The 19,721-nt window shown below is 72.6% G+C and carries 16 protein-coding genes and 1 pseudogene; 9 read left to right on the top strand and 8 right to left on the bottom strand.

All coding sequences use genetic code 11. The annotated features are described in order from the left end of the window. Positions 1–13: 13 nt before the first annotated feature. The 3 genes from ACFZCY_RS15790 to ACFZCY_RS15780 all read right to left on the bottom strand — a co-directional run bounded on the left by ACFZCY_RS15790 (position 14) and on the right by ACFZCY_RS15780 (position 3,172). Positions 14–775: a DeoR/GlpR family DNA-binding transcription regulator gene (locus ACFZCY_RS15790; protein WP_361487705.1), complete on the bottom strand. Its 762-nt coding sequence runs from the start codon at positions 773–775 to the stop codon at positions 14–16. A 277-nt stretch (positions 776–1,052) separates the two neighbouring features. Beyond that, on the bottom strand, positions 1,053–2,414 hold the full coding sequence (locus ACFZCY_RS15785) for a 6-phospho-beta-glucosidase (protein ID WP_391172987.1): 1,362 nt from the start codon (positions 2,412–2,414) through the stop codon (positions 1,053–1,055). Continuing rightward, positions 2,411–3,172 carry a DeoR family transcriptional regulator gene (locus ACFZCY_RS15780; RefSeq protein WP_391172984.1) on the bottom strand — a complete coding sequence of 254 codons (762 nt, stop codon included), beginning with the start codon at positions 3,170–3,172 and terminating at the stop codon, positions 2,411–2,413. The genes ACFZCY_RS15785 and ACFZCY_RS15780 overlap by 4 nt, the downstream gene beginning before the upstream one ends. A 121-nt stretch (positions 3,173–3,293) precedes the next feature. Here ACFZCY_RS15780 and ACFZCY_RS15775 point away from each other — a divergent pair, with 121 nt between their 5' ends. From ACFZCY_RS15775 to ACFZCY_RS15760, 4 genes are all read left to right on the top strand, one after another. Further along, positions 3,294–4,403 (top strand): PfkB family carbohydrate kinase, encoded by a 1,110-nt coding sequence (locus tag ACFZCY_RS15775; protein WP_391172982.1) that lies wholly within the window; start codon positions 3,294–3,296, stop codon positions 4,401–4,403. A gap of 65 nt (positions 4,404–4,468) precedes the next feature. Beyond that, positions 4,469–5,887 carry an extracellular solute-binding protein gene (locus ACFZCY_RS15770; RefSeq protein ID WP_391172979.1) on the top strand — a complete coding sequence of 473 codons (1,419 nt, stop codon included), beginning with the start codon at positions 4,469–4,471 and terminating at the stop codon, positions 5,885–5,887. After that, on the top strand, positions 5,884–6,792 hold the full coding sequence (locus tag ACFZCY_RS15765) for an ABC transporter permease subunit (protein ID WP_391172976.1): 909 nt from the start codon (positions 5,884–5,886) through the stop codon (positions 6,790–6,792). Before ACFZCY_RS15770 ends, ACFZCY_RS15765 begins: the two co-directional genes overlap by 4 nt. Then, the gene (locus ACFZCY_RS15760) at positions 6,789–7,613 is read left to right on the top strand and encodes an ABC transporter permease subunit (RefSeq protein WP_391172972.1); all 825 of its coding nucleotides are present in this window, start codon (positions 6,789–6,791) and stop codon (positions 7,611–7,613) included. The genes ACFZCY_RS15765 and ACFZCY_RS15760 overlap by 4 nt, the downstream gene beginning before the upstream one ends. Here the strand turns inward: ACFZCY_RS15760 and ACFZCY_RS15755 are convergent. After that, complete coding sequence (locus ACFZCY_RS15755) at positions 7,603–8,373, bottom strand: DUF72 domain-containing protein (protein WP_391172969.1); 771 nt, start codon at positions 8,371–8,373, stop codon at positions 7,603–7,605. The two genes, ACFZCY_RS15760 and ACFZCY_RS15755, sit on opposite strands and share 11 nt — an antisense overlap. A 6-nt stretch (positions 8,374–8,379) precedes the next feature. Beyond that, positions 8,380–8,619: a hypothetical protein gene (locus ACFZCY_RS15750; protein WP_391172966.1), complete on the bottom strand. Its 240-nt coding sequence runs from the start codon at positions 8,617–8,619 to the stop codon at positions 8,380–8,382. A 90-nt stretch (positions 8,620–8,709) separates the two neighbouring features. Here ACFZCY_RS15750 and ACFZCY_RS15745 point away from each other — a divergent pair. From ACFZCY_RS15745 to ACFZCY_RS15725, 5 genes and pseudogenes are all read left to right on the top strand, one after another. Then, positions 8,710–9,351 (top strand): annotated as a pseudogene (locus tag ACFZCY_RS15745) (phosphoribosyltransferase); the annotation flags it as partial. A gap of 17 nt (positions 9,352–9,368) precedes the next feature. Further along, on the top strand, positions 9,369–9,659 hold the full coding sequence (locus ACFZCY_RS15740) for a dsRBD fold-containing protein (protein WP_391172963.1): 291 nt from the start codon (positions 9,369–9,371) through the stop codon (positions 9,657–9,659). Between the two features lie 155 nt (positions 9,660–9,814). Then, a complete protein-coding gene (locus tag ACFZCY_RS15735; protein ID WP_391172960.1) occupies positions 9,815–10,558 on the top strand; it encodes a DUF4232 domain-containing protein in 744 nt (247 codons plus the stop codon). A 186-nt stretch (positions 10,559–10,744) separates the two neighbouring features. Further along, the gene (locus tag ACFZCY_RS15730) at positions 10,745–10,921 is read left to right on the top strand and encodes a hypothetical protein (protein WP_391172957.1); all 177 of its coding nucleotides are present in this window, start codon (positions 10,745–10,747) and stop codon (positions 10,919–10,921) included. Next, positions 10,918–12,705, top strand: coding sequence for an aKG-HExxH-type peptide beta-hydroxylase (locus ACFZCY_RS15725; protein WP_391172954.1), 1,788 nt, complete (start codon positions 10,918–10,920; stop codon positions 12,703–12,705). Before ACFZCY_RS15730 ends, ACFZCY_RS15725 begins: the two co-directional genes overlap by 4 nt. Before the next feature lie 10 nt (positions 12,706–12,715). Here ACFZCY_RS15725 and fxsT read toward each other — a convergent pair whose 3' ends face one another. From fxsT to ACFZCY_RS15710, 3 genes are read right to left on the bottom strand one after another with little or no spacing between them, the layout of a single operon-like run. Then, the gene (gene fxsT, locus ACFZCY_RS15720; RefSeq protein WP_391172951.1) at positions 12,716–17,074 is read right to left on the bottom strand and encodes an FxSxx-COOH system tetratricopeptide repeat protein; all 4,359 of its coding nucleotides are present in this window, start codon (positions 17,072–17,074) and stop codon (positions 12,716–12,718) included. After that, positions 17,071–18,258, bottom strand: coding sequence for an AAA family ATPase (locus ACFZCY_RS15715; RefSeq protein ID WP_391172948.1), 1,188 nt, complete (start codon positions 18,256–18,258; stop codon positions 17,071–17,073). The genes fxsT and ACFZCY_RS15715 overlap by 4 nt, the downstream gene beginning before the upstream one ends. Further along, positions 18,255–19,703: a hypothetical protein gene (locus tag ACFZCY_RS15710; RefSeq protein ID WP_391172945.1), complete on the bottom strand. Its 1,449-nt coding sequence runs from the start codon at positions 19,701–19,703 to the stop codon at positions 18,255–18,257. The genes ACFZCY_RS15715 and ACFZCY_RS15710 overlap by 4 nt, the downstream gene beginning before the upstream one ends. Positions 19,704–19,721: the final 18 nt, after the last annotated feature.

Here is a 19,721-nt window from a genome sequence, read left to right as displayed (position 1 = left end):
GGGGACGGTGGGGTCAGACCCGGAGGATCTGCGGGCCCAGCAGCGAATACCGATGGGCTTCGGTCACGGGCAGCCCGGTGTCGGTCACGATCGTCTCGAAGTCGGACACGTCGGCGAACCGGCAGAAGCTGACCGCCCCGAACTTGGTGTGCACCCCGGAGAACACCTTGCGCCGGGACACCCGGACCACCTGCGCCTTGACCTGGCTGACCGCCGGATCAGGGGTGGTGAGCCCGTACTGCCGGGAGATGCCGTTGGCGCCGATGAACGCCAGATCGATGACGAAGCCGGACAGCATGTGCGTGGCCCAGTGGTCGACGGTGGCCATCGTGCCGCCGCGGACCCGGCCGCCCAGGAGCAGCACCGTGGTGTTCTCGCGGCCGGCGAGCCCGCTCGCGGTCGCGAGGGACGCGGTGATCACGGTGAGCGGCCGGTCCCGGGGCAGGGCCTCGGCGATCAGCTGCGGGGTGAAGCCCTCGTCGATGTAGACCGTCTCGGCATCGCCCAGCAGCTCGGCGGCCGCGGTCGCGATCCGCGACTTCTCCGGGACGTGCATGGTGGTGCGGAACGCGAGGGTGGTCTCGAAACCGGCGCTCTCCACGGGGTACGCGCCGCCATGGGTGCGCCGGACCAGACCGTGCTGCTCCAGCACCCGCAGATCGCGGCGCACCGTCTCCTTGGACACTCCGAGGTCCGCCGCGAGCTTGCCGACGTCGACGACCCCGGCACGCCGCGCCATGTCGAGGATCCCCCGACGGCGTTCCTCCGCGTCCACACCGCATCACCTGCTTCTTCTTCGGGCTTGGCGAGAAGTTTTACAAGCACGCAACCGGGGTGGCCAGGCTTGGCACGGGACAGATCATGACCGGATGTGCCCGTTTCACGAACGTTATCTCAGCAGGTCGGATCCGGTAAGCGGGCACGCGGCGAGGAACGCGGACGCCTGAATCGGCGCGGGGCGGGCCCGTTTCGTGCCCGCTTTCGAAAAGTTGGCCGAAACGGAGCCCGTTCGGGCGCGATCAGGGTCTAGGGAAAGCCCGTTCGGACATGTGCTACGCCGTCGCCGGCAGCCCCGAGGCGTCGAGAATCCGGCTCGCCACATGGACCGAGTCGACCAGCGGATGCAGCGCGAGGGCGCGCAGGGCCGCGCTCCGGGCGGCGGCGGTGCCACCGGCCCCGGCCGCGCCGGTCGCCTCAGCCGCCTCGATCGTCGAGCGCTCGACCGCCTTCAGCGACAGCATCAGCCCCAGCTGGTCCGGAGCCACCGCACCGGTGGCCAGAGGGCGCGCCCCGCACGCGTCCACCAGACAGGGCACCTCCACCACCGCGTCCGCGTCCAGCCCGGGGACGGCCGTGCGGTTGGCGACGTTGAGGATCATCGTGGTGCGCTCGTCGCGGGCGATGGCCCGCATCATGGCCAGCGCGATCCGCTCGTAACCCCCGCCGTCCAGATCGCAGGAGTCGCGCTCCCAGCCGCCGGTGGCCTCCCGGCTCTCGGCCAGGTACGTCACCTCGCGCTCCAGCCGGGTCCGCTCCCAGGCCGCGAACGCCCCGCCGTCGGCGGTGCGGGCCGTCTCGTAGAACCGGGCCTGCTGCTCGCGCAGGAACTCCCCCCGGGTGGCCGGGGCCAGCAGGATGGAGGCCACCGCCTCGCGGTTGAAGTAGTAGTAGTGCAGATATTCGTTGGGCAGCGCGCCCAGGGTCCGCAGCCACTCCGCCCCGAACAGCTTGCCCTCCTCGAAGGACTCCAGCGCTCCGGCGTCGGCCAGCAGCTCGGGCATCCGGTCCCGGCCGTCCACCACCACGCCCCGCAGCCAGCCGAGGTGGTTCAGGCCCACGTAGTCGTAGACGGCCCGGTCCGGATCCGCGCCCAGGGCCCGCGCCGCCCGGCGGCACAGCCCGGCCGGCGAGTCGCAGATGCCGATGACGCGGTCGCCCAGTACCCGCCGCATCGCCTCGGTGACCATGCCCGCGGGGTTGGTGAAGTTGATGACCCAGGCGTCCGGGGCCACGGCGGCGATCCGCTCGGCGATGCGCGTCGCCACCGGCAGGGTGCGCAGCCCGTACAGCACCCCGCCCGCGCCGACGGTCTCCTGCCCGAGGACGCCCTCGCCGAGCGGGATCCGCTCATCGCGGGCACGGCCCTCCAGACCGCCGACCCGGATCGCGGAGAACACGAAGTCGCTGCCGCGCAGCGCGTCGTCGAGGTCGGTGGTGGCCCGCACCACGGGGGCGGCGGGGCGGTCCTTCGCCTGCTCGGCCAGGACCGCGCCGATGGCGTCCAGCCGGTGCCGGTCGGTGTCGTACAGCACCAGCTCGGTGCAGCGCCCGGCGGCGTCCCCGGTGTCCTCCAGCAGGGCCCGGTACACCAGCGGCATCCGGAAACCGCCGCCACCCAGCACAGTCAGCCTCATACGGTCACTACCTCCACATCGGCCTCGCGGAACACATCGAGCGTCGCCGGATCGGCGGTCTTGTTGGTGATCAGGGTGTCGATCTCCCGCGGGCCGCAGACCCGGGCCAGCCCGGTGTCGCCCGGGAACTTGCCCGCCGTGACCAGCAGCACCACCTCCCGGGCCGAGGCGAGCATGGCCCGCTTGACGGGCACCTCCACATGCGTGCTGTCCAGCACGCTGCCGTCGGACAGCACCCCGCTCGCGCCCAGGAAGAGCCGGCCCACCCGCAGCTGCCGGATGTTGGACTCGGTGAGGAAGCCGACCACGGAACGGTAGTTGGCGCGCACCTGCCCGCCGAGGAGGATAAGCGTCACCTCGGGGTCGTCGCGCAGCTCGTCGTAGATCGCCAGATTGCTGGTCACGATGGTGATCGGACGGCCGCGCAGCAGCCTGGCCAGGTGCAGGGTCGTGGTGCCGATGTCGAGCAGCAGCACATCGCCGTCCACGACCAGCTCCGCCGCGCGCCGGGCCACGGCCGCCTTCTCCTCCGGTTCGTCGACCGCCACCTCGCCGAACGGGCGCTCCTCGTCCGGGGTGGGCGCGGCCACCGCGCCGCCGTAGACCCGCGTCAGCCGGCCGGCCCGGCCCAGTTCGGCGAGGTCCCGGCGGGCCGTGGCCTCGCTGATCTCCAGACGCTTGGCGATCTCCCCGATCGGCAGTACGCCCTGCTCGCCGAGGATGCTCAGCAGCTTCTCGTGGCGGGTCTCTCGCAGCATGGTGGCAACGTACTCCAGGTGAGCGAGTCTGCGCGACTATGACCGACCTCTTGCACAACGCCTCTCCGAGGTGCATGGTGTCGCTCATCCGACGTCATGACGAACAAGGAAAGGCGCGCCGGTGAGCCCCACGTCCGCAGCCCCCGGTCCGATACAGCCGATCGACCCGCTCGCCGCGCTGCGCACCCCGGGCGACCCCGAGCACGACGTCTACCTCACCGGCACCGTCTTCCTGGACATCATCTTCACCGGCCTCGACCACGCCCCGGTGCGCGGCACCGAGTCCTGGGCCCGCGGCATGGGCTCCAGCCCCGGCGGCATCGCCAACATGGCCACCGCGCTGGCCCGGCTCGGCCTGCACACCACCCTCGCCGCGGCCTTCGGCGCCGACGTCTACGGGGACTACTGCTGGGAGAGCCTGGCGCACGCCGAGGGCGTCGACCTCACCCACTCCCGGCGCGTCCCCGGCTGGCACTCACCGGTCACCGTGTCCATGGCCTACGAGGGCGAGCGCACCATGGTCACCCACGAGCACCCCGCGCCGCCGCCCGCCACCCGGGCCGCGCCGCCCCGCTCCCGGGCCTGTGTGACCGCCTACGAGCCGGGCCGCCAGGAGGACTGGGTGCGCCAGGCGCACGCCCAGGGAGCCAAGATCTTCGGCGATGTCGGCTGGGACGAGTCCGGCCGCTGGGACCTCGCCGCCCTGCCCGACCTGCCGTACACCCACGCCTTCCTGCCCAACGCCACCGAGGCACAGCGCTACACCCGCACCGACACGCCCGAGCGGGCGGCGCGCGCCCTGGCCGAGCTGGTGCCGATCGCGGTGGTCACCCGGGGCGCCGGGGGCGCGGTCGGCATCGACTCCCTCACCGGGGAGAGCGCCGAGGTGCCGGGCCTCGCGGTGGAAGCGCTCGACCCCACCGGAGCGGGCGACGTGTTCATCGCCGGTTTCATGACCGGAACGCTCGCGGGCTGGCCGCTCGCCGACCGGCTCGCCTTCGCCAACCTCACCGCCGCCCTCTCCGTCCAGCACTTCGGCGGCTCGCTCGCCGCGCCCGGCTGGGCCGAGGTGGCCGCGTGGTGGGACCGTACGGCCCAATCGGCGGACCGCGAGCTGGTGGCGCGCTACCGCTTCCTGGACGGCCTGATCCCGGCCGGGGTGCGCGACTGGCCCCGGCTGCGGGCCCTGCCCACCATCGGCTTCCGGGCGGCCGACGCCCGCGGGGCCTGACGCCCGTACGACGCGTACTTGCCGCACGACGCCCGCCGCACGACGCCCGCCCGAAGGAGAACCGCATGGGATGTCCCCGCAGCGGGGCGCGCCACCGGCCCCCACCACGCGCCTTACCCGTCGCCCTCGCCCTCGGCGCCACCCTGCTCGCCGCGGGCTGTGTGCCCGGCACCGACGGCTCGGGGGCCGCCGGATCCGGGACCGGCGCGGCCACCGCCGTACCCGACCCGGGATCGGCCGGAAAGACCACGCTGACCGTGTGGGACCAGGAGATCCGCGGCGGCACGAACGGCGAAATCACCCAGCTGAACCGGGAGTTCGAGAAGAAGTACCCCAATGTGCGGATCAAGCGGGTGGCGCGGAGCTTCACCGATCTGAAGACCACGCTCAAGCTCGCCGTCTCCGGCAACAACCCGCCCGACGTCATCCAGGCCAACCAGGGCTACCCGGACATGGTGTCCTTCGTCCGCGCCGGGCTGCTCGCCCCGCTCGACAACTACGCCGGGATCTACGACTGGAACACCCGCTACCCGAACACCCTCCTGGGCCTCAACCGGGTCTCCGTCGACGGCACCGATTTCGGCCGCGGACGGCTCTACGGCATCTCCCAGACCGGCGAGTTCGTCGGCCTCTACTACAACAAGGACCTGCTGCGGAAGGCGGGCCTGAAACCGCCGAAGACCTGGGGAGAGTTCACCGAGGGGCTCGCCCGGCTCAAGGAGCGGGGCGAACTGCCCGTCCAGTTCGGCAACCTCGACAAGTATCCCGCGATCCACACCTTCGGGGTGCTCCAGGACCAGTACGCCGCCGCCGCGGTCCGGGACACCGTCCTCGGCCGCGGTACCGGCTTCGGCACCGCGGCCACCAAGGAGGCTGCCGCGACCCTCACCGACTGGATGAGGCGCGGCTATCTGCCGAAGGGCGCCAACGGCCTCGGATACGACGACGCGGCCAAGAAGTTCGCCTCCGGCGACGGCGCATACCTGATGACCGGCACCTGGCTGCTGGCCGACCTCAAGAAGACGATGGGGGACAAGCTCGGCCTCATGCCCCCGCCGCCCGCGAAGCCCGGCGGCGCCCCCGTCACCACCGGCGGGCAGGGCCTCGCCTGGTCCATCACCTCCCGCTCCCGCCACCCCGAAGTGGCCGCCGCCTACCTCGACTTCCTCACCAGCGCCCACGCCTCGGACGTCATGACCCGGCACGGAGTGCTGCCCGCCGTCCCCGGCCCGGCCGCGGCCAAGGTCGCCCCGGACACCGTCGACGGCCAGATGATCGACGGCTGGAAGCGGCTCAGCGCAGCCGACGGCCTCGTCCCGTACCTCGACTACGCCACCCCCACCTTCTACGACACTCTCTCGGCCGCCCTCCAGGGCGTCGTCAGCGGCAAGACCTCCCCGGACGACCTGGCCGCAACCCTGCAGCGGGACTACGGCGCCTTCCTGCGCACACAGCGGCAACGCCACGCGGCGGCGACGCGATGAAGACCACCGCCCTGACCAGGCAATACCGCCGCCGGGCGCCCGGTGAGCCGCGCGCCGTCGGCTACCTCTACATCCTGCCCGCGCTGCTCGTGTACGCCGTCTTCCTGCTCTACCCCTTCGGGCAGTCGGTGTGGCTGTCGTTTCTCCACTGGGACGGGCTGACCGCCGCCACCCCGGCCGGTTTCGACAACTACCGCGACCTGTTCGGCGACCCCGCGCTGCGCGCCCCGTTCGCCCACGCCCTGCTGCTGCTCGTGTTCTACTCGGCCCTGCCGGTGGCCATGGGGCTGCTGCTGGCGGCCGCGATGTCCCGGGTGCGGATCCACGGCATGACCTTCTTCCGCACCGTCCTGTTCCTGCCGCAGGTCCTGGCGCTCATCGTGGTCGCGGTGGCCTGGCGGTCCATCCTCGCCCCCGACGGACTGCTCAACGACACCCTGCGCGCGGTCGGTCTCGGCTCGCTCGCCCGCCCCTGGCTCGGCGACTACACCTGGGCGCTGCCCGCCGTCGGGGTCATCGGGACCTGGGTGGGCACCGGGCTGTGCATGGTGCTCTTCCTCGCCGGGGTCCAGCGCGTCCCGCGCGAGCTGTACGAGGCGGCGCGGATGGACGGCGCCGGGCCGGTCCGGGAGTTCTTCGCCGTCACCCTCCCGGCCTTGCGGCCGCACCTCGCGGTGGCGCTGACCCTGACCATCATCGCGGGCCTGCGCAACTTCGACCTCATCTACGTCACGACCAGCGGCGGCCCCGGGAACGCCACCTCCGTACCCGCCTACGAGGTGTATCACCGGGCCTTCGAGACCAACCAGGTCGGCTCGGCCGCCGCCGTCGGCGTGGCCCTCACGGTCCTGATCTTCACCCTGACCGTCACGGTCTCCCGGCTCGTGGAAGGGCGGCGGGCATGACCACACGCCTGGAACGCGGCGTCACCTACGCGCTCCTCACCCTGTTCGCCGTCCTCTCGCTCGTCCCGGTGGTCGGTATCCTCGCCACCGCCTTCGGCTCGCAGGGCTCCCTGGACACCGGGTTCTCAGCTCCGTGGGACGGGCTCCACTGGGGCAACTTCGCCGATGCCTGGAGCCGCGGCCACTTCGGCACCTACCTCGGCAACTCGGTCCTGGTCACCACGGTCGTGGTCGCGGCCACCACCGTGCTGGCCGTGCTCGCCGCGTACGCCTTCGGAGTGATGCGCTTCCCCGGCTCCACCCTGCTGTTCTACCTCTTCGTGATCGGGCTGACCCTGCCCCAGGAGGCTCTGGTCGTCCCGCTCTACTTCGATCTGCGGTACGCCGGACTCACCGACACCTACTGGGCGTTGATCCTGCCGCAGACCGCCCAGTCGCTGGCGTTCGGCGTGTTCTGGATGCGGACGTACTTCCGGGGCAGCGCACGGGCGGTGATCGAGGCGGCCCGGCTCGACGGGGCGAACAGCTGGACCACGCTGTGGCGGGTGCTCGTCCCGATGGGCCGCCCGGCGATCTCCACCATGGTCGTCATCACCTTCATGTGGACGTGGAACGAGTTCCTGATGGCGCTGGTGATGGTCAGCGACGAGGCCCATCGCACCGTCCCTCTCGGCCTCGCCTTCTTCCAGGGGCAGCACAGCGCGGACGCGGCGCTGCTCGCGGCGGCGTCGGTGCTGATCGCGCTGCCGGTGGTGGTCGTCTACGTGGCGCTCCAGCGCCGGTTCATCGAGGGCATGCTGGGCGGCGCGGTCAAGGAGTAGCAGCCGTCGCGGGCGTACGGCTGACCGGGAGGCCCAGCCCGGCGACGGCGCGGGCGAAGACGACGGCGTCGTGGATCGCCGCCCCGCCCGTGTCGTTGTTGAAGTACGCGTAGACGTCGGCCTCGCCGGGCCAGGTGTCACGCACCCGGCGCGCCCACGTGGCGAGCGCCCGGCGGCCGTAGCGCGGCGCGGGCTCGGCCCGGCCGCCGTGGAACCGTACGTACCCCCACGCCGCGGTCCGCCACAGCGGGGCGGCCGGGCGCGAGCCCACGTCCGCCCAGCACAGCGCGGCGCCGTGGCGCTCCAGCAGCGCCCGGATCTCCTCGGTCCACCAGGAGTCATGGCGCGGCTCGACCGCCACCCGGGTACCGGCCGGGAAGCAGGCCAGACAGATGTCCAGCAGGCCGGGGTCGGCCCGCAGGGTCGGCGGGAGCTGGAGGAGGACCGGGCCCAGCCGGTCGCCGAGACCTTCCGCGTGGGACATCAGCCGCGCGATTGGCTCCTTCGGGTCGCGCAGCCGCTTGATGTGGGTGAGATAGCGGCTGGCCTTGAGCGCCATCACGAACCCGCCGGGTGTGCGGTCCCGCCAGGCGGCGAACTGATCGTGCTCGGGAAGCCGATAGAACGCGTTATTGCTCTCGACCGTGGTGAAGCCCCTGGCGTACTCCTCCAGCCACAGCCGCTGCGGGCAGCCCGCGGGGTAGAGGACACCGCGCCAGTCCTTGTACTGCCACCCCGAGGTGCCGATCAGGACGCCCATGCGCGCTCAGGCCTCGCCCGGATGCCACGTCGGCCACTGCCCGGGCCGGTCGGCCCAGTGGACCTGATCCGGGTCGTCGAGGTCGATGCCGGGGAAGACCTGCCGGACGCGCGGCGCGAACTCTTCCTTCTCGAGGGGTTCGCACCCCACCCCCCGAATCCGCACCCGACGGTAGCGGCTGTCGGAGTCGAATGATTCAACGTAGACGGGGTAACCGGAATCGTCCCGTTTTGTGGCGTGCTCCATGCCTCCAGGGTGCCGGAGCCGCCGCCGGTTTGCGGCCCGCGGCATTGTCCGCTTGATTCGAAGGAGAGGAACCCGTGCCGGGGGTGAGCGATGATCTTCACTGACCGGGTGGACGCCGGACGGCGCCTCGCCGAGCGGCTGAGGCCGCTGGCCGAAGAGAAGCCCGTGGTGCTGGGGCTGCCGAGGGGCGGCGTGCCGGTGGCCTTCGAGGTGGCCCGGGCGCTGAACGCCCCGCTGGACGTGATCATCGTCCGTAAGCTCGGCGTCCCCTTCCACCGGGAGCTGGGCTTCGGCGCCATCGGCGAGGGCGGGGTGCGGGTCGTCCACGAGGCGATCATCCGGATGAGCCGGGCGGACGAGGAAGAGATCGCCGACGTCGAGCGGACCGAGCAGGCCGAGCTGACCCGGCAGGCCCGGCGGTTCCGCGGCGACCGGCCGCGGATCCCGGTGGAGGGCCGTACGGCGATCATCGTGGACGACGGGATCGCGACCGGCGCCACCGCACGCGCCGCCTGCCGGGTCGCGCGCGCCCAGGGCGCGGCCCGGGCCGTCCTGGCCGTCCCGGTGGCGCCGCCGGACGCGGTCGCGTCGCTGCGCGAGGACGCGGACGAGGTGGTGTGCCTCTCCACGCCCCCGGACTTCTCCGCCGTCGGCGAGTGGTACGAGGACTTCTCCCAGACCGGCGACGCCGAGGTGGTGGACCTGCTGACCAGGTCGACTGGACAGCGGGGGGAGGCGCATCCTGGAAGGTGACGCAGGAGGTGATCGTGATGGAGACGATCGTGGGATGCGACATCCAGATGGAATTCCGTGAGATCGGTCCGCTGACCGAAGCCGTCATCCGGCTGCGGATGCACGACGGCACCGAGATGCTCGCCCAGGGCCGCGCGAACCGCAACCCCGACGACCCGGCACAGCCGCGGGTCGGCGAGGAGATCGCGGCGGCGAGGGCGCTGAGCAACCTGGCCCACCGGCTGATCGGCAAGGCGGGCGGCGACATCGAGGAAGTCACCCACAGCAAGGCACACCTGGTGATGTGACCGATGGCCCCCGGTGGCTTCCCGGTCACCGGGGCCCGGGTGGAGCGAGGGTGAGGAATTGCCGGGGAATGCGATCAATGTCCCGGAGACATAAGGGCGTCCAAGCGGGGAAGGGGGAGCCGAAAGAGAGCGGATACGACCCCGGGAGGTCGCTCATGGCGCAACGGAACGACACGACGACGCCCAAGCCCCGGAGGTCCCGGCCATGGTGCTTATGCGCACTGGCCGTCGGCGCGCTGGCCGTGGTGACGGCCTGTGGCGCCGACACCGGGGACCAGCGGTCCGGGCCGCCCGGCTCCTCCGGCGCACCGGACGGCGGTGAGCCGGCCGCCTCGTCCGTCACCCAGTCGGCGGCGTCCCGGTCGGCGGCGCACACCGGGCGCGCGGCGCCGGTGACGTCCGCCTCGCATCCCGACCCGACGCGCGCCGTGACGCGCCCCGCGTCCTCGGCGGCGGTGGCGCACACCACCGCGTCGCGCCCGGGCGCCCAGCGCGTTTGCCCCACCGAGCGCCTCAAGCTTTCCCTCGGGCGCAAGGACGTGGGCGCGGGCAATGTCTACATGCCGCTGGTGCTCACCAACACGTCCACCGCCACCTGCACGCTCACCGGCTTCCCCGGGGTCTCGCTGCTGGACTCCGCGGGCTCCGCGATCGGCGACCCCGCCGCCCGGCGCGGCGCGTCGCGCTCCACGGTCTCCCTGCCGCCCGGCGGCAGCGCCTCCGCGATGCTGCACACCCTCAACGAGGGCACGGCCGACAAGCCCTGCTGGCGCACCCCCGCCCGGATCCGGGCCTACCCGCCGGACTCCTACACCTCCATGACGGTGCCGGCGCGCTCCTTCCGCGTCTGCGGCGGCGTGTTCGAGGTCGAGTCGATCCACTCCGGAAAGGGCGCCTGACGGCCCCGAAAGCGCACCTGACAGTGGCATACCGAGCCCCCCGGCGGGCGCGCCGGATGTGTCCGAAAATCTTGACAAGCCGGGCGTCCGCTGGCCGTGTTCACCCTTTCGCAATCAATAGGGGTAGGTCACCATAGGGATGCCTCACGTGAGCCGGTGTGGAACGTCCTTAAGGAGGGCGGTGTCATGGAGCGAGTCGCGACCGAGGTCGAGACGGCGCTGCTGGACCTTTCGGGAGCGACACTGGAAGACCTCGACCGGGACGAAGGGATCGCCGCGGTGGCTCTGCGGCTGATCGGTGCCGTCCAAAACCCGGCGACGGCAGCCAATTCCGCCAATGCGGGACAGAATTGCGTGAGTTGACCGACTCCCGCCATCACTTATCGGCGGAGTGCTTCACCGAATTGGCCGCGGGTTCGGGAAGCGCGGCATCGGTTGCCGAGCTGAGATCCGGTCAGCGCAGCCGCGCGATGCTGCTGTTGCGGGCGCTGGTCGACGTGGCCGCCGCACATCCCGACCTCCCCGGCCCGCTGCCCCCCGTCGACGACGCCTGGCGACTGCTGATACGCGCCGAGCGCCGCTCCCCGGCCGCCGTGGAGCGGCTGTTGCTGCATCCGCAGACCGGGGTGTGGCTCAGCCGGTGCCTGCGGCTGTTGCGCGGCCGGGAAGCGGCGGACGCGCCGCTGTGGAGCGAGACCGGCTATCTGTACGCGGTGGCGGCCTCGGCCGCCCTCCTCGCGGGCATCGACTTCCGCATCGCGGTCGTGGTGCGCGACGGCGGGGTGATGCTGCCCGCGCTGGGATTCGCTCTCCTGCCGGACCCTGCCACGGACCTCGCCGAGGTCGTGGGCACGGGGGAGGGGGCGGTGGTGGTGGCCGGGCCGCACACGGTGCCGCTGCCCGGTTCCGGCTTCGCGGGGGACGCCCCGGGGTGGTACGGCCTCCGGCGGTTGCACGGTGACCACCAGGGGCACATCTGCTCGCCGTTCCTCGACGATGTCGACCCCTATCGCGACTTCTTCCGCCGCAGACCGCCGGACCGGCTCTCCGAGGACGCGTGGGAACGCTGGCAGGAACGTTTCGCGGGCGCCTGGCGGCTGCTCGCCGAGCAGCGCAACGTGGACCCGTCGGGGGTCGCCGCCTGCGTCGCCTCCGTGGTCCCCGTACCGTACGCGGCCCAGCCCGACCCGTTCAGCGCCTCGTCCCCGGAGGCCTACGGCTGCGTCCTGATCAACGCCCCCGTGGCCGAGCCGGACCTGGCCGCCGCGCTGGTGCACGAGGCCCAGCACATCAAGCTCAGCGCCCTGATGGACCTGGTGCCCCTGATCGAGGGCGGCCGGGAGGAGGTCCACCACGCGCCGTGGCGGCCGGATCCGAGGCCGCTGCGCGGACTGCTCCAGGGGGTGTACGCGTTCCTGGGCGTGACCGGCTTCTGGCAGGACCGCCGGCACCGGGCCGAGGACGGGCCCGCCAAGGACACCGCCGCGTTCGAGTTCGCCCTCCGCCGGGTGCAGACCTCCCACGGGCTGGAGACGCTGCGCACCCACGCCGAGCTGACGCCCCTGGGCCGGAGCTTCCTCGATCAGGCGGCGGAGCGGCTGGCCGGCTGGCTCGCGGAGCCGGTCCCGCCCGTGCCGCGGCGGCTGGCGGAGGACCTGGTCGTCGACCACCGGCTTGTGTACCGCATGCGCCATCTGCGGCCCGAACCCGCGCGGCTCGCCCGGTGGGCGCGGGCCTGGCGGACGCGCGGGGCGCCGCCCCGGGAGCTGCCCCCCGCCTCGGTCGAGCCCGCCCTCGCGGAGGCGGTGGCGCGGACGGCGCTCGCCAGGCTCCGGTTCGCCGAACCGGAACGGCTCCGGGACCGGAAGGGCGGCGACGACGCCCCGGACGGGGCCGACCTCGCCTGGGTCATGGGCGACCGGGCGGCCGCGCTGCGCGGCTACCGCGGGCGGCTGGCCCGGGCCCCGGACGACATCGCCGCCTGGGCCGGGCTGGCCCTCACTCTGCCGGACGGCGCGGCCAGGGCGGCGCTGCTCCGCGCTCCCGAAGTGGCCCTCGCCGTCCACCGCGCGCTCCGGGACACCGGCGGCGCGGCGCCCGATCCGGTCGCTCTTGCCACCTGGATCGGGACGGCGGCCTCTCTTTGAGCCTGGGCGGTCAGAAGGGGATCGCCTCCACATCGCAGTCCGCGCGGATGCCCCGGGCCGCCGCGACCGTGGCCGGGTGGCCGGGGGTCAGGACGGTGCGCATCCGGGCCAGGGAGTCGTTGTGCAGCTCCTCGGCCGACCGCCCCTCGCCCAGCGCCCGCAGATCCCCGGACAGGTTGACCGCGCAGGCCAGCGTGGTGGGGTGGTCATCGCCCAGCCGTGACCGGCAGGCCGCGAGCGTTTTGGTGTCCAGCTCCCGGGCCTCCTGGTAGTCCGCCAGCGTGTAGTGATCGCTGGCCAGGTTGATCGCGCAGGCCAGGGTGATCGGGTGGTCCGTCCCCAGCGCCTCGACCAGCACGGGCATCGTCTCCTTGTTGAGCGTGAGCGCGGCCTCGGTCTCGCCCAGCAGCCGCAGGGTGACGGCCAGGTCGATGGCCGCGCTCAGCGTCACCGGGTGCCGCGGCCCCAGGGCGGACCGCATGTCGTCCACGCACTTGGCGCCCAGCTCGCGGGCGCCGTCGAGGTCGGCGGTCTGGCGCAGATCCATGGACAGGTTGAGCGAGGTCGCCGCGATGTGGAGGTTGGGCTCGCTGTAGCGCAGCTGGTACCGCTCCAGGACCTCCCGGGTGATCTCCAGCGCGCCCTCGTGGTCACCCGCCTTGCGGCGCGCGACGGCGAGATTGCGCAGGGCGTACACGCCGATCGGCGCGTTCTGCGGAAGCAGTTGACGGACCCGGGCGCAGGTCTGCTCCAGCATGGTGCGGGCGGCGATGTAGTCGCCGCTCTCCCGGACGTCGATCGAGAGATTGGCCTCCAGCAGGATCGTCAGCAGCGAGTCCTCGCCGAGGACGACCTCGGCGAGGTCGCGGGCATTCTGGTCCACCTCCCGGGCGCGCGCGAAGTCACCGGCCGAGCGCAGCGCCAGGGCGTAGTCGTTGGCGGCGGCGATGGTGTACGGATCCTCGTCGCCGAACAGCCGCAGGGTCCGCCGCCAGCGGTCCTCCTCCAGCTCCAGCGAGTGCGTGTAGTCGCCCTGGTAGCGGGCGTCGCTGGCAACGGCTCCGAGGGTGACCAGCGTGTTCTCGTGGTCGTCGCCCTCGCTGGCGCGCTGCAGTTCGAGCGTCCGGCTGTTCAGCTCCCGGGCCTGCCCGAAGCGGCCGAGCAGGCGGAGGACATGGCCGAGCGTGCGGGAGATGGCCAGCGTCTCCGGGTTGTCCTCGCCGAGCGAGGTCCGCCACTTCTCCCGTACCCGGCTGCCGAGTTCGAGCGCGCCCTCGTGGTCGCCCCAGACGTGGAGGAACCGGACCAGGTTCCGCACCATCTGGCGCACCCATTTGTCGTCGCAGTCCATCGCGCGGGACGCCCGGACGTGCGACAGCAGGTCCGCGTAGCGTCCCCAGTTGGCGGGCGAGACGTCATTGGGGTCGCCGTAGGCGAGCAGCACATGGGCGCTGTGCCGCATGTCGGCCTGCTGCTGCGGGGACATCTGGCCGATCAGCACCGCCTGCACCAGCCGGTGCAGTTCGATGGTGTTGCTGCGGTGATTGATCTTGATCAGGGCGTAGCGGTTGATCTCCCGGATCGCATGGCCGAGTTTGATCGGATCCTGGAGCACTTCCGACAGCTCGGGGGAGAGGGAGACACCCCGGATGCCCGAGAAGAGCCGCCGGGAGATCGGCTCGGGGGCGAAGAAGGAGCACATCTGCAGCAGTTGGAGGGCGCCCGGGTGGTGCTCGGCGAGCCGGCGCAGCGACATGTTCCAGGCGGCGGCGACCGGTTCGGGATAGTCGACCGGGACCCCGGCGGCCAGCAGCTCGTTGCGCCGGGTGCTGACATCCGCCCGCTCGTCCTCGAAGACCTGGAGGTACTCGTCGACCGGCATCCCCGTCTCCGAGAGCCACGCCGCCGCCTGCTCGATCGCCAGCGGCAGATCCCCCAGGGTCTCGGCGATCCGGTCGGCCTGCTCGTGCGGCAGCTCCGGCCCCCGCCGCAGCAGCAGTTGGATGCTCTCCTCGCGCTCGAAGACATCCACCTCGACGGTACGGGCGGCCCGCGACCACTGGGCGTTCCGCGACGTCACCAGGATCCGGCCGGGCCCGCCCGCGGGGAAGAACGGCCGGACCGTCTCCAGCTCCTCCGCGTTGTCGAAGACCAGGAGCCAGTTGCGGCAGGGGCGCCCGGTGCGCAGCGCGTCCAGCACGCTGGGCACGGCCGTGTTCGCCTCCATGCCCGCCTGCAGCCCGAGCCGGTCGGCGAGCTGCACCAGCGCCTGGCGGATCTGCTCCGGGCGCTCCGCCGGGATCCACCACACCGCGTCGTAGTCCGCGGCGTGCTGATGCACGTACTCCAGGGCGATCTGGGACTTTCCGACCCCGCCGAGACCGTGCAGCGCTTCGGGAAGCACGGCGGCCGTTCCCTCGCTGCGCAGCCGCTCGTGCAGCGTGTCGAGCAGCGCTCGCCGTCCGGTGAAGTTGTTGTTCCGGGGCGGCACATTGCCCCAGATGGCCGGGGGATCCCCGGCGCGGCGCTCCTCCACGGCGGGCAGGGACCGGGCAGCGGTCACGGACACGAAGGTTCCTCTCGAATGCTCCCCCGCCGTACCCGGCGTGCCGTGCGCCGGCGGGGGTGGTGAATCGTCGGCTTGGGACGACGGACGGGGTCGGGGAGTCATGGAGTCGGTCACGGCAACCTCGGGTACCACATTTCCCCAGTGGGGTACGTCTTCAAAGGGCTCCGGGCGGCTTTCGCCCGTGCGGGGGAGCGCTTGGCGCGCGAGGACAAGGGCGCGAAAGGAGCGCGCGCCTTCGAGATAGGGCCCGGAAAGGGCCTGGTAGACCTGTTCCTGAAGGCGTATGTACGGCATCAGGCGCTCGGTGTCGGGCAGGTCCCGCACCGGCCCCGAGGGGTGGTTGAGCAGATCGCGCAGCAGATGCAGCGGCTTCCAGCGGCGGCCCAGCCGGTCCAGCACGCTGCGCAGGGTGTACAGCGACTCGTCCCGTAATCCGGCGGACAGCAGCAGTTCCCGCACCCCGTCGTGGAACTCGTAGCCGATTCCGGTCTCGTCCAGCGGGTCGGCGGTGCCGACCTTGCGTAACAGCCCGCCCAGCAGGATTTCGGCCAGATCGCCGGGGCTGCCCTCCGGCTGGTGGATCCCCTGCACGAACTCCATCACGGGAATGTTCAGGGGGGCCGCCGCCAGCCGCGCCGCCAGCCGGAAGGCGCTCGGCGAGGCGGTGGAGCGGAAGCGGAAGACCCGGTCCCAGGCGCTGGGTTCGGGCTCCGGATCCCAGGGCTCGGCCGGCGCCCCGGGCAGCAGCGCCAGCGTGTCATGGCCCCGCTCCGACGGACGGCCCACCAGCCGCGCCCAGTTGCCCAGCCAGCGCGCGTCCAGCTCCAGCACCGGCACCGGGGGTTCGCCGCCCGGCCAGGAACCGCCGCCGCTCCGCCGCCAGGTGCCGTTGGGCGCGCCGGGCTCGGGGACCCGTACCCGGACCCGCTCCGGCGCGATGCCCGTGTGGTGCCAGCGGCCCTGACGCAGCACATGGAGAACGGCGACCGACGCGCGCCGGGCCCAGCGCCCCAGGGCGCGCTGCGCGCTCTCATCCCCCCAGGCCGCGCCGATGCCGTCGGTGAGCACCAGCACCGCCCGCTTCCCGCGCGGGGACATGCCGTCCACCGGGGAGTCGTGGTGGTCCACGGTCAGCGGGTGATCGGTGTTCATCCGGTGCACCCGGACGCCCCGGAAGGCACCCGTCCGCTCCAGCACGGTGACCAGCCGCGCCGCCGTGCGCCGCCACACCACCATCGAGCTGCCGCAGTCCAGCACCAGGACCGCGTCCATCCAGCGCTCCTGGACGGGCGCGCACTCCGGCAGCCACAGCCCGTCGCGGGCGGCCCGCTCGGCCGTGGCCTCCTCGTCGACCTCCAGCTCGACCGGCGAGGGCGCGGTGCGCTTGAGGGGGCGCAGCGCCCGGGAGACGGCGCGCTCGGCGACCAGCGGCCCGGCGGCGGTCAGCCGGGGCGCGGGCACCATGACGTCGGTGACCAGCGCCGGTTCCGTCCCGTCCGGGTCCTCCGGCGCGTCGGGCACGTCGACGAGTTCCACGGGCTGCGGCGCCGAGACGGCCGGTTCGGGCGCGGGCGCAGGCCGCTGCCCGCTGTCCTCCTCCGGCGGCTCGGGGGGCCGGTCGTCGGCGGGCGGCGGAGTGTCGCCTCGCGGGGGCGCGGGGAGCGGGCCGGACGCCGGCCGACCGGGTCCGCGGTCCGTTTCGGCCTTGCAGACGGCCAGCCAGAAGGCATCGGCGATCTGCTGCCAGTCGAGGTCCCGTGGGCCGTGCTCACCGGACCCGCCGCCTGGGTCCTGTGTCATGTCGAGCCTGCGGCGTCCAGCCGGTGCCAGACGGCGCGCAGTAGCTCCTCCCACTCGGGCCCCGGGGTCTCGGAACGGGCCGTCACCAGATACACCGCGTTGAGCAACTGGTCGGCGGCGAGCCCGCCTTCGTGCCGGCTGCGCTCCAGGAACATGTCGATGAGTTCCCGGGCGCGCGGGTCGTCCGCTCTGCCCAGGTGCGCGGCCACGATCGCGGCGAGCCGGTCGGCGTCCGGGTCGGGCAGCCGCAGCTGGAGACAGCGGCGCAGGAAGGCGGGCGGGAACTCCCGCTCCCCGTTGCTGGTGATGACGACGATGGGGAAGGCGCGGCAGCGCACCCGGCCCGAGGCGATGACGGTGCTGCGGTCGGGGTCGTCGGTGAGGACCGATACGGCCGGGCGCCGCCTGCGGATGCGCACCAGCTCGGGGATGGAGTACTCGCCGGCCTCGAAGATGTCGAGGAGGTCATTGGGCAGATCGATGTCGCTCTTGTCGAATTCGTCGATGAGCAGGACGCGGGGGAGGCGGTGCGGCAGCATCGCCGTGCCCAGCGGGCCGAGTTGGAGGAAGTCGCCGATGTCCTCCGGTCCGGGTTCGTGTCCGTCCTCCTCAGCCGTCTGTCCGGCCGCCGCGGCGTGCACACGGCCGACGGCATCGTAGCCGTAGAGACCCGACCGCAGGGTGGAACGCGTGGTGATCGGCCAGCGCAGCACCCGGCCCAGGCCCAGCTCCCGGCTGATGCGGTACGCCAGCGTCGACTTGCCCGTGCCCGGGCGGCCGGTCACCAGCAGCGGACGCCGCAGGATGAGCGCGGCGTTCACCACGTCCGCCTCCTCCGCCTCCGACCGCAGGCCGAGCGGAGTCGCGCCGAGCCGCCGGGCGGTGTCCTGCACGTCCTCCGGCGGCGCCGGGGGCTCGGTCGGCGGCTCGTCCGGGTCGGATAACGCGCCGGTCGTGCCGTCACCGTCGTAGCCGTCCACCGGACCGGCCGAGACGCCGCCGAAGGTGCGCCAGGGCGGCGGGGGCGGAAGGATGTCCTCCAGGCTGACGTCGTGCAGCGGGCGCCCGGTGCCCTGGTAGATCCACCAGGGGCGCGGTATGCCGGCCGGCAGGGGACCGGAGGCGGAGCCCTCGCCGCCCGGGATCCGCCCGTTGTGCCGCCGTGCAGGCTCTGCGTCGCTCATCGACTGCCCAACCCCTCGTCCGGCCCCGTCATGCGTCCCTGCGTCTCCACGGGCCGGGTCGGGTCGTCCCAGACGAGCACCACATGCTGCCCCGGGTGATGCTCCCGCTCCGCGGAGTCGATCGTATGGGCGTCCAGACGTAACTTTGTCACGGCTTCGCGGAGCCGTGCCAGGTCCCCGCTGGCCTCGTCCGATTTTTGTCTCAAGTACTGGACGAACGCCGGATCCCGGGTGGGCCGGCGATCCCACGCCACCAGCGGGATTCCCGCCCGCCAGGCCGCCAGCGCCTCGTACGAACCCTCACCGGCGCCGCCCGGCGGCGAGTTGAGGATCAGCGCGACGACATGCGGATCCGCCTGGAGCCGGGCCAGCAGCGCGGCCGGATCGCCGGAGCGCGGACTGTCCGGATCCTGGCCCTCGACGACGAGCTGTCTGGCGAGTTCGGGCCGCCCGGAGAAGAGCTGCCAGCGGTGGTTCCACGGGCGGTGCCAGCGTCTGGTCTGGCTCCGCTCCAGACTCCGCACCACCACCGGATAGTCCATGCACAGCGGAGTGGCCATCGTGCTGTCCAGCTCCTTGCGCCACAGGTGCACCGGCAGATTCAGATCGTCGGGGCCCAGCAGGAACTCCAGATGGATGCACCGGGCGTCCTCCCACTCCTCCTCCGCCGCGTACACCAGCTCCTGCACGGCCCGTTCGGCGGTGGCGGCGGTGACCTGGGTGACCGGGCCGCGGACCGGATGCCAGCCGCTGGGGTCGTAGCTGTGCCAGGACGACAGCTCGTAACGGCCCGGCTCCTCCTGCGGCAGCAGCCGGATCACCAGGTACGCGTCGTCCGGCTCGGCCGGGGCGGCATGCCCCACCTGCTGGCGCAGTGATCTCAGCTGCGAGGTCAGGTCCAGCTCCCGCGCCTGCTCATCGGCCCACGCCCGCAGCGCGTCGGCCCTCCGCAGCGGCTGGGCCGACGCCGCCAGATACTCCACCAGGGCGAGCCCCGGCGGCAGCCCGTCCGGCCGCGCGTTCATCCGGCTCAGCTCCTCGAAGGCGTGCCAGGGGCCGCTGACCGCCGGGACGTCCTGCAGCGGACCCGCCGCGGCCCGGCACAACTGGCCCAGGTGCCCGAACTCCAGATCCTCCAGCAGCGACCGCAGCCCACCGGCGGCCGGGGACGGCAGCACCGGACGGGCCGTCATCTGCTCCACGACCGAATCGAGGCGGTCCATGGCGTCCGTGCCCGGCGCCATCACCGCGAGCGAGGCGCGCAGCGCGCGCATCATCCGCACGTTCTCCAGGCACTCCCGGGCCAGCTCCACCAGGAAGTAGTCGGTGACGCGATGGCCGCGCACCGGGACGGACGTGGTCTCCATTTCCATCGCGACCAGGTCCAGACACAGTGCGCGCGAATCCGGATCCGTCAGACAGCGGAACTCCTTCAAAGCCGACACCAAATGATTGACCGATCT

It is taken from the genome of Streptomyces sp. NPDC007983 (assembly GCF_042958345.1).
Classification (GTDB): Bacteria; Actinomycetota; Actinomycetes; order Streptomycetales; family Streptomycetaceae; genus Streptomyces.
Note: the sequence above shows the minus strand (reverse complement) of the source record. Positions and strands in the feature narration are given on the sequence as shown.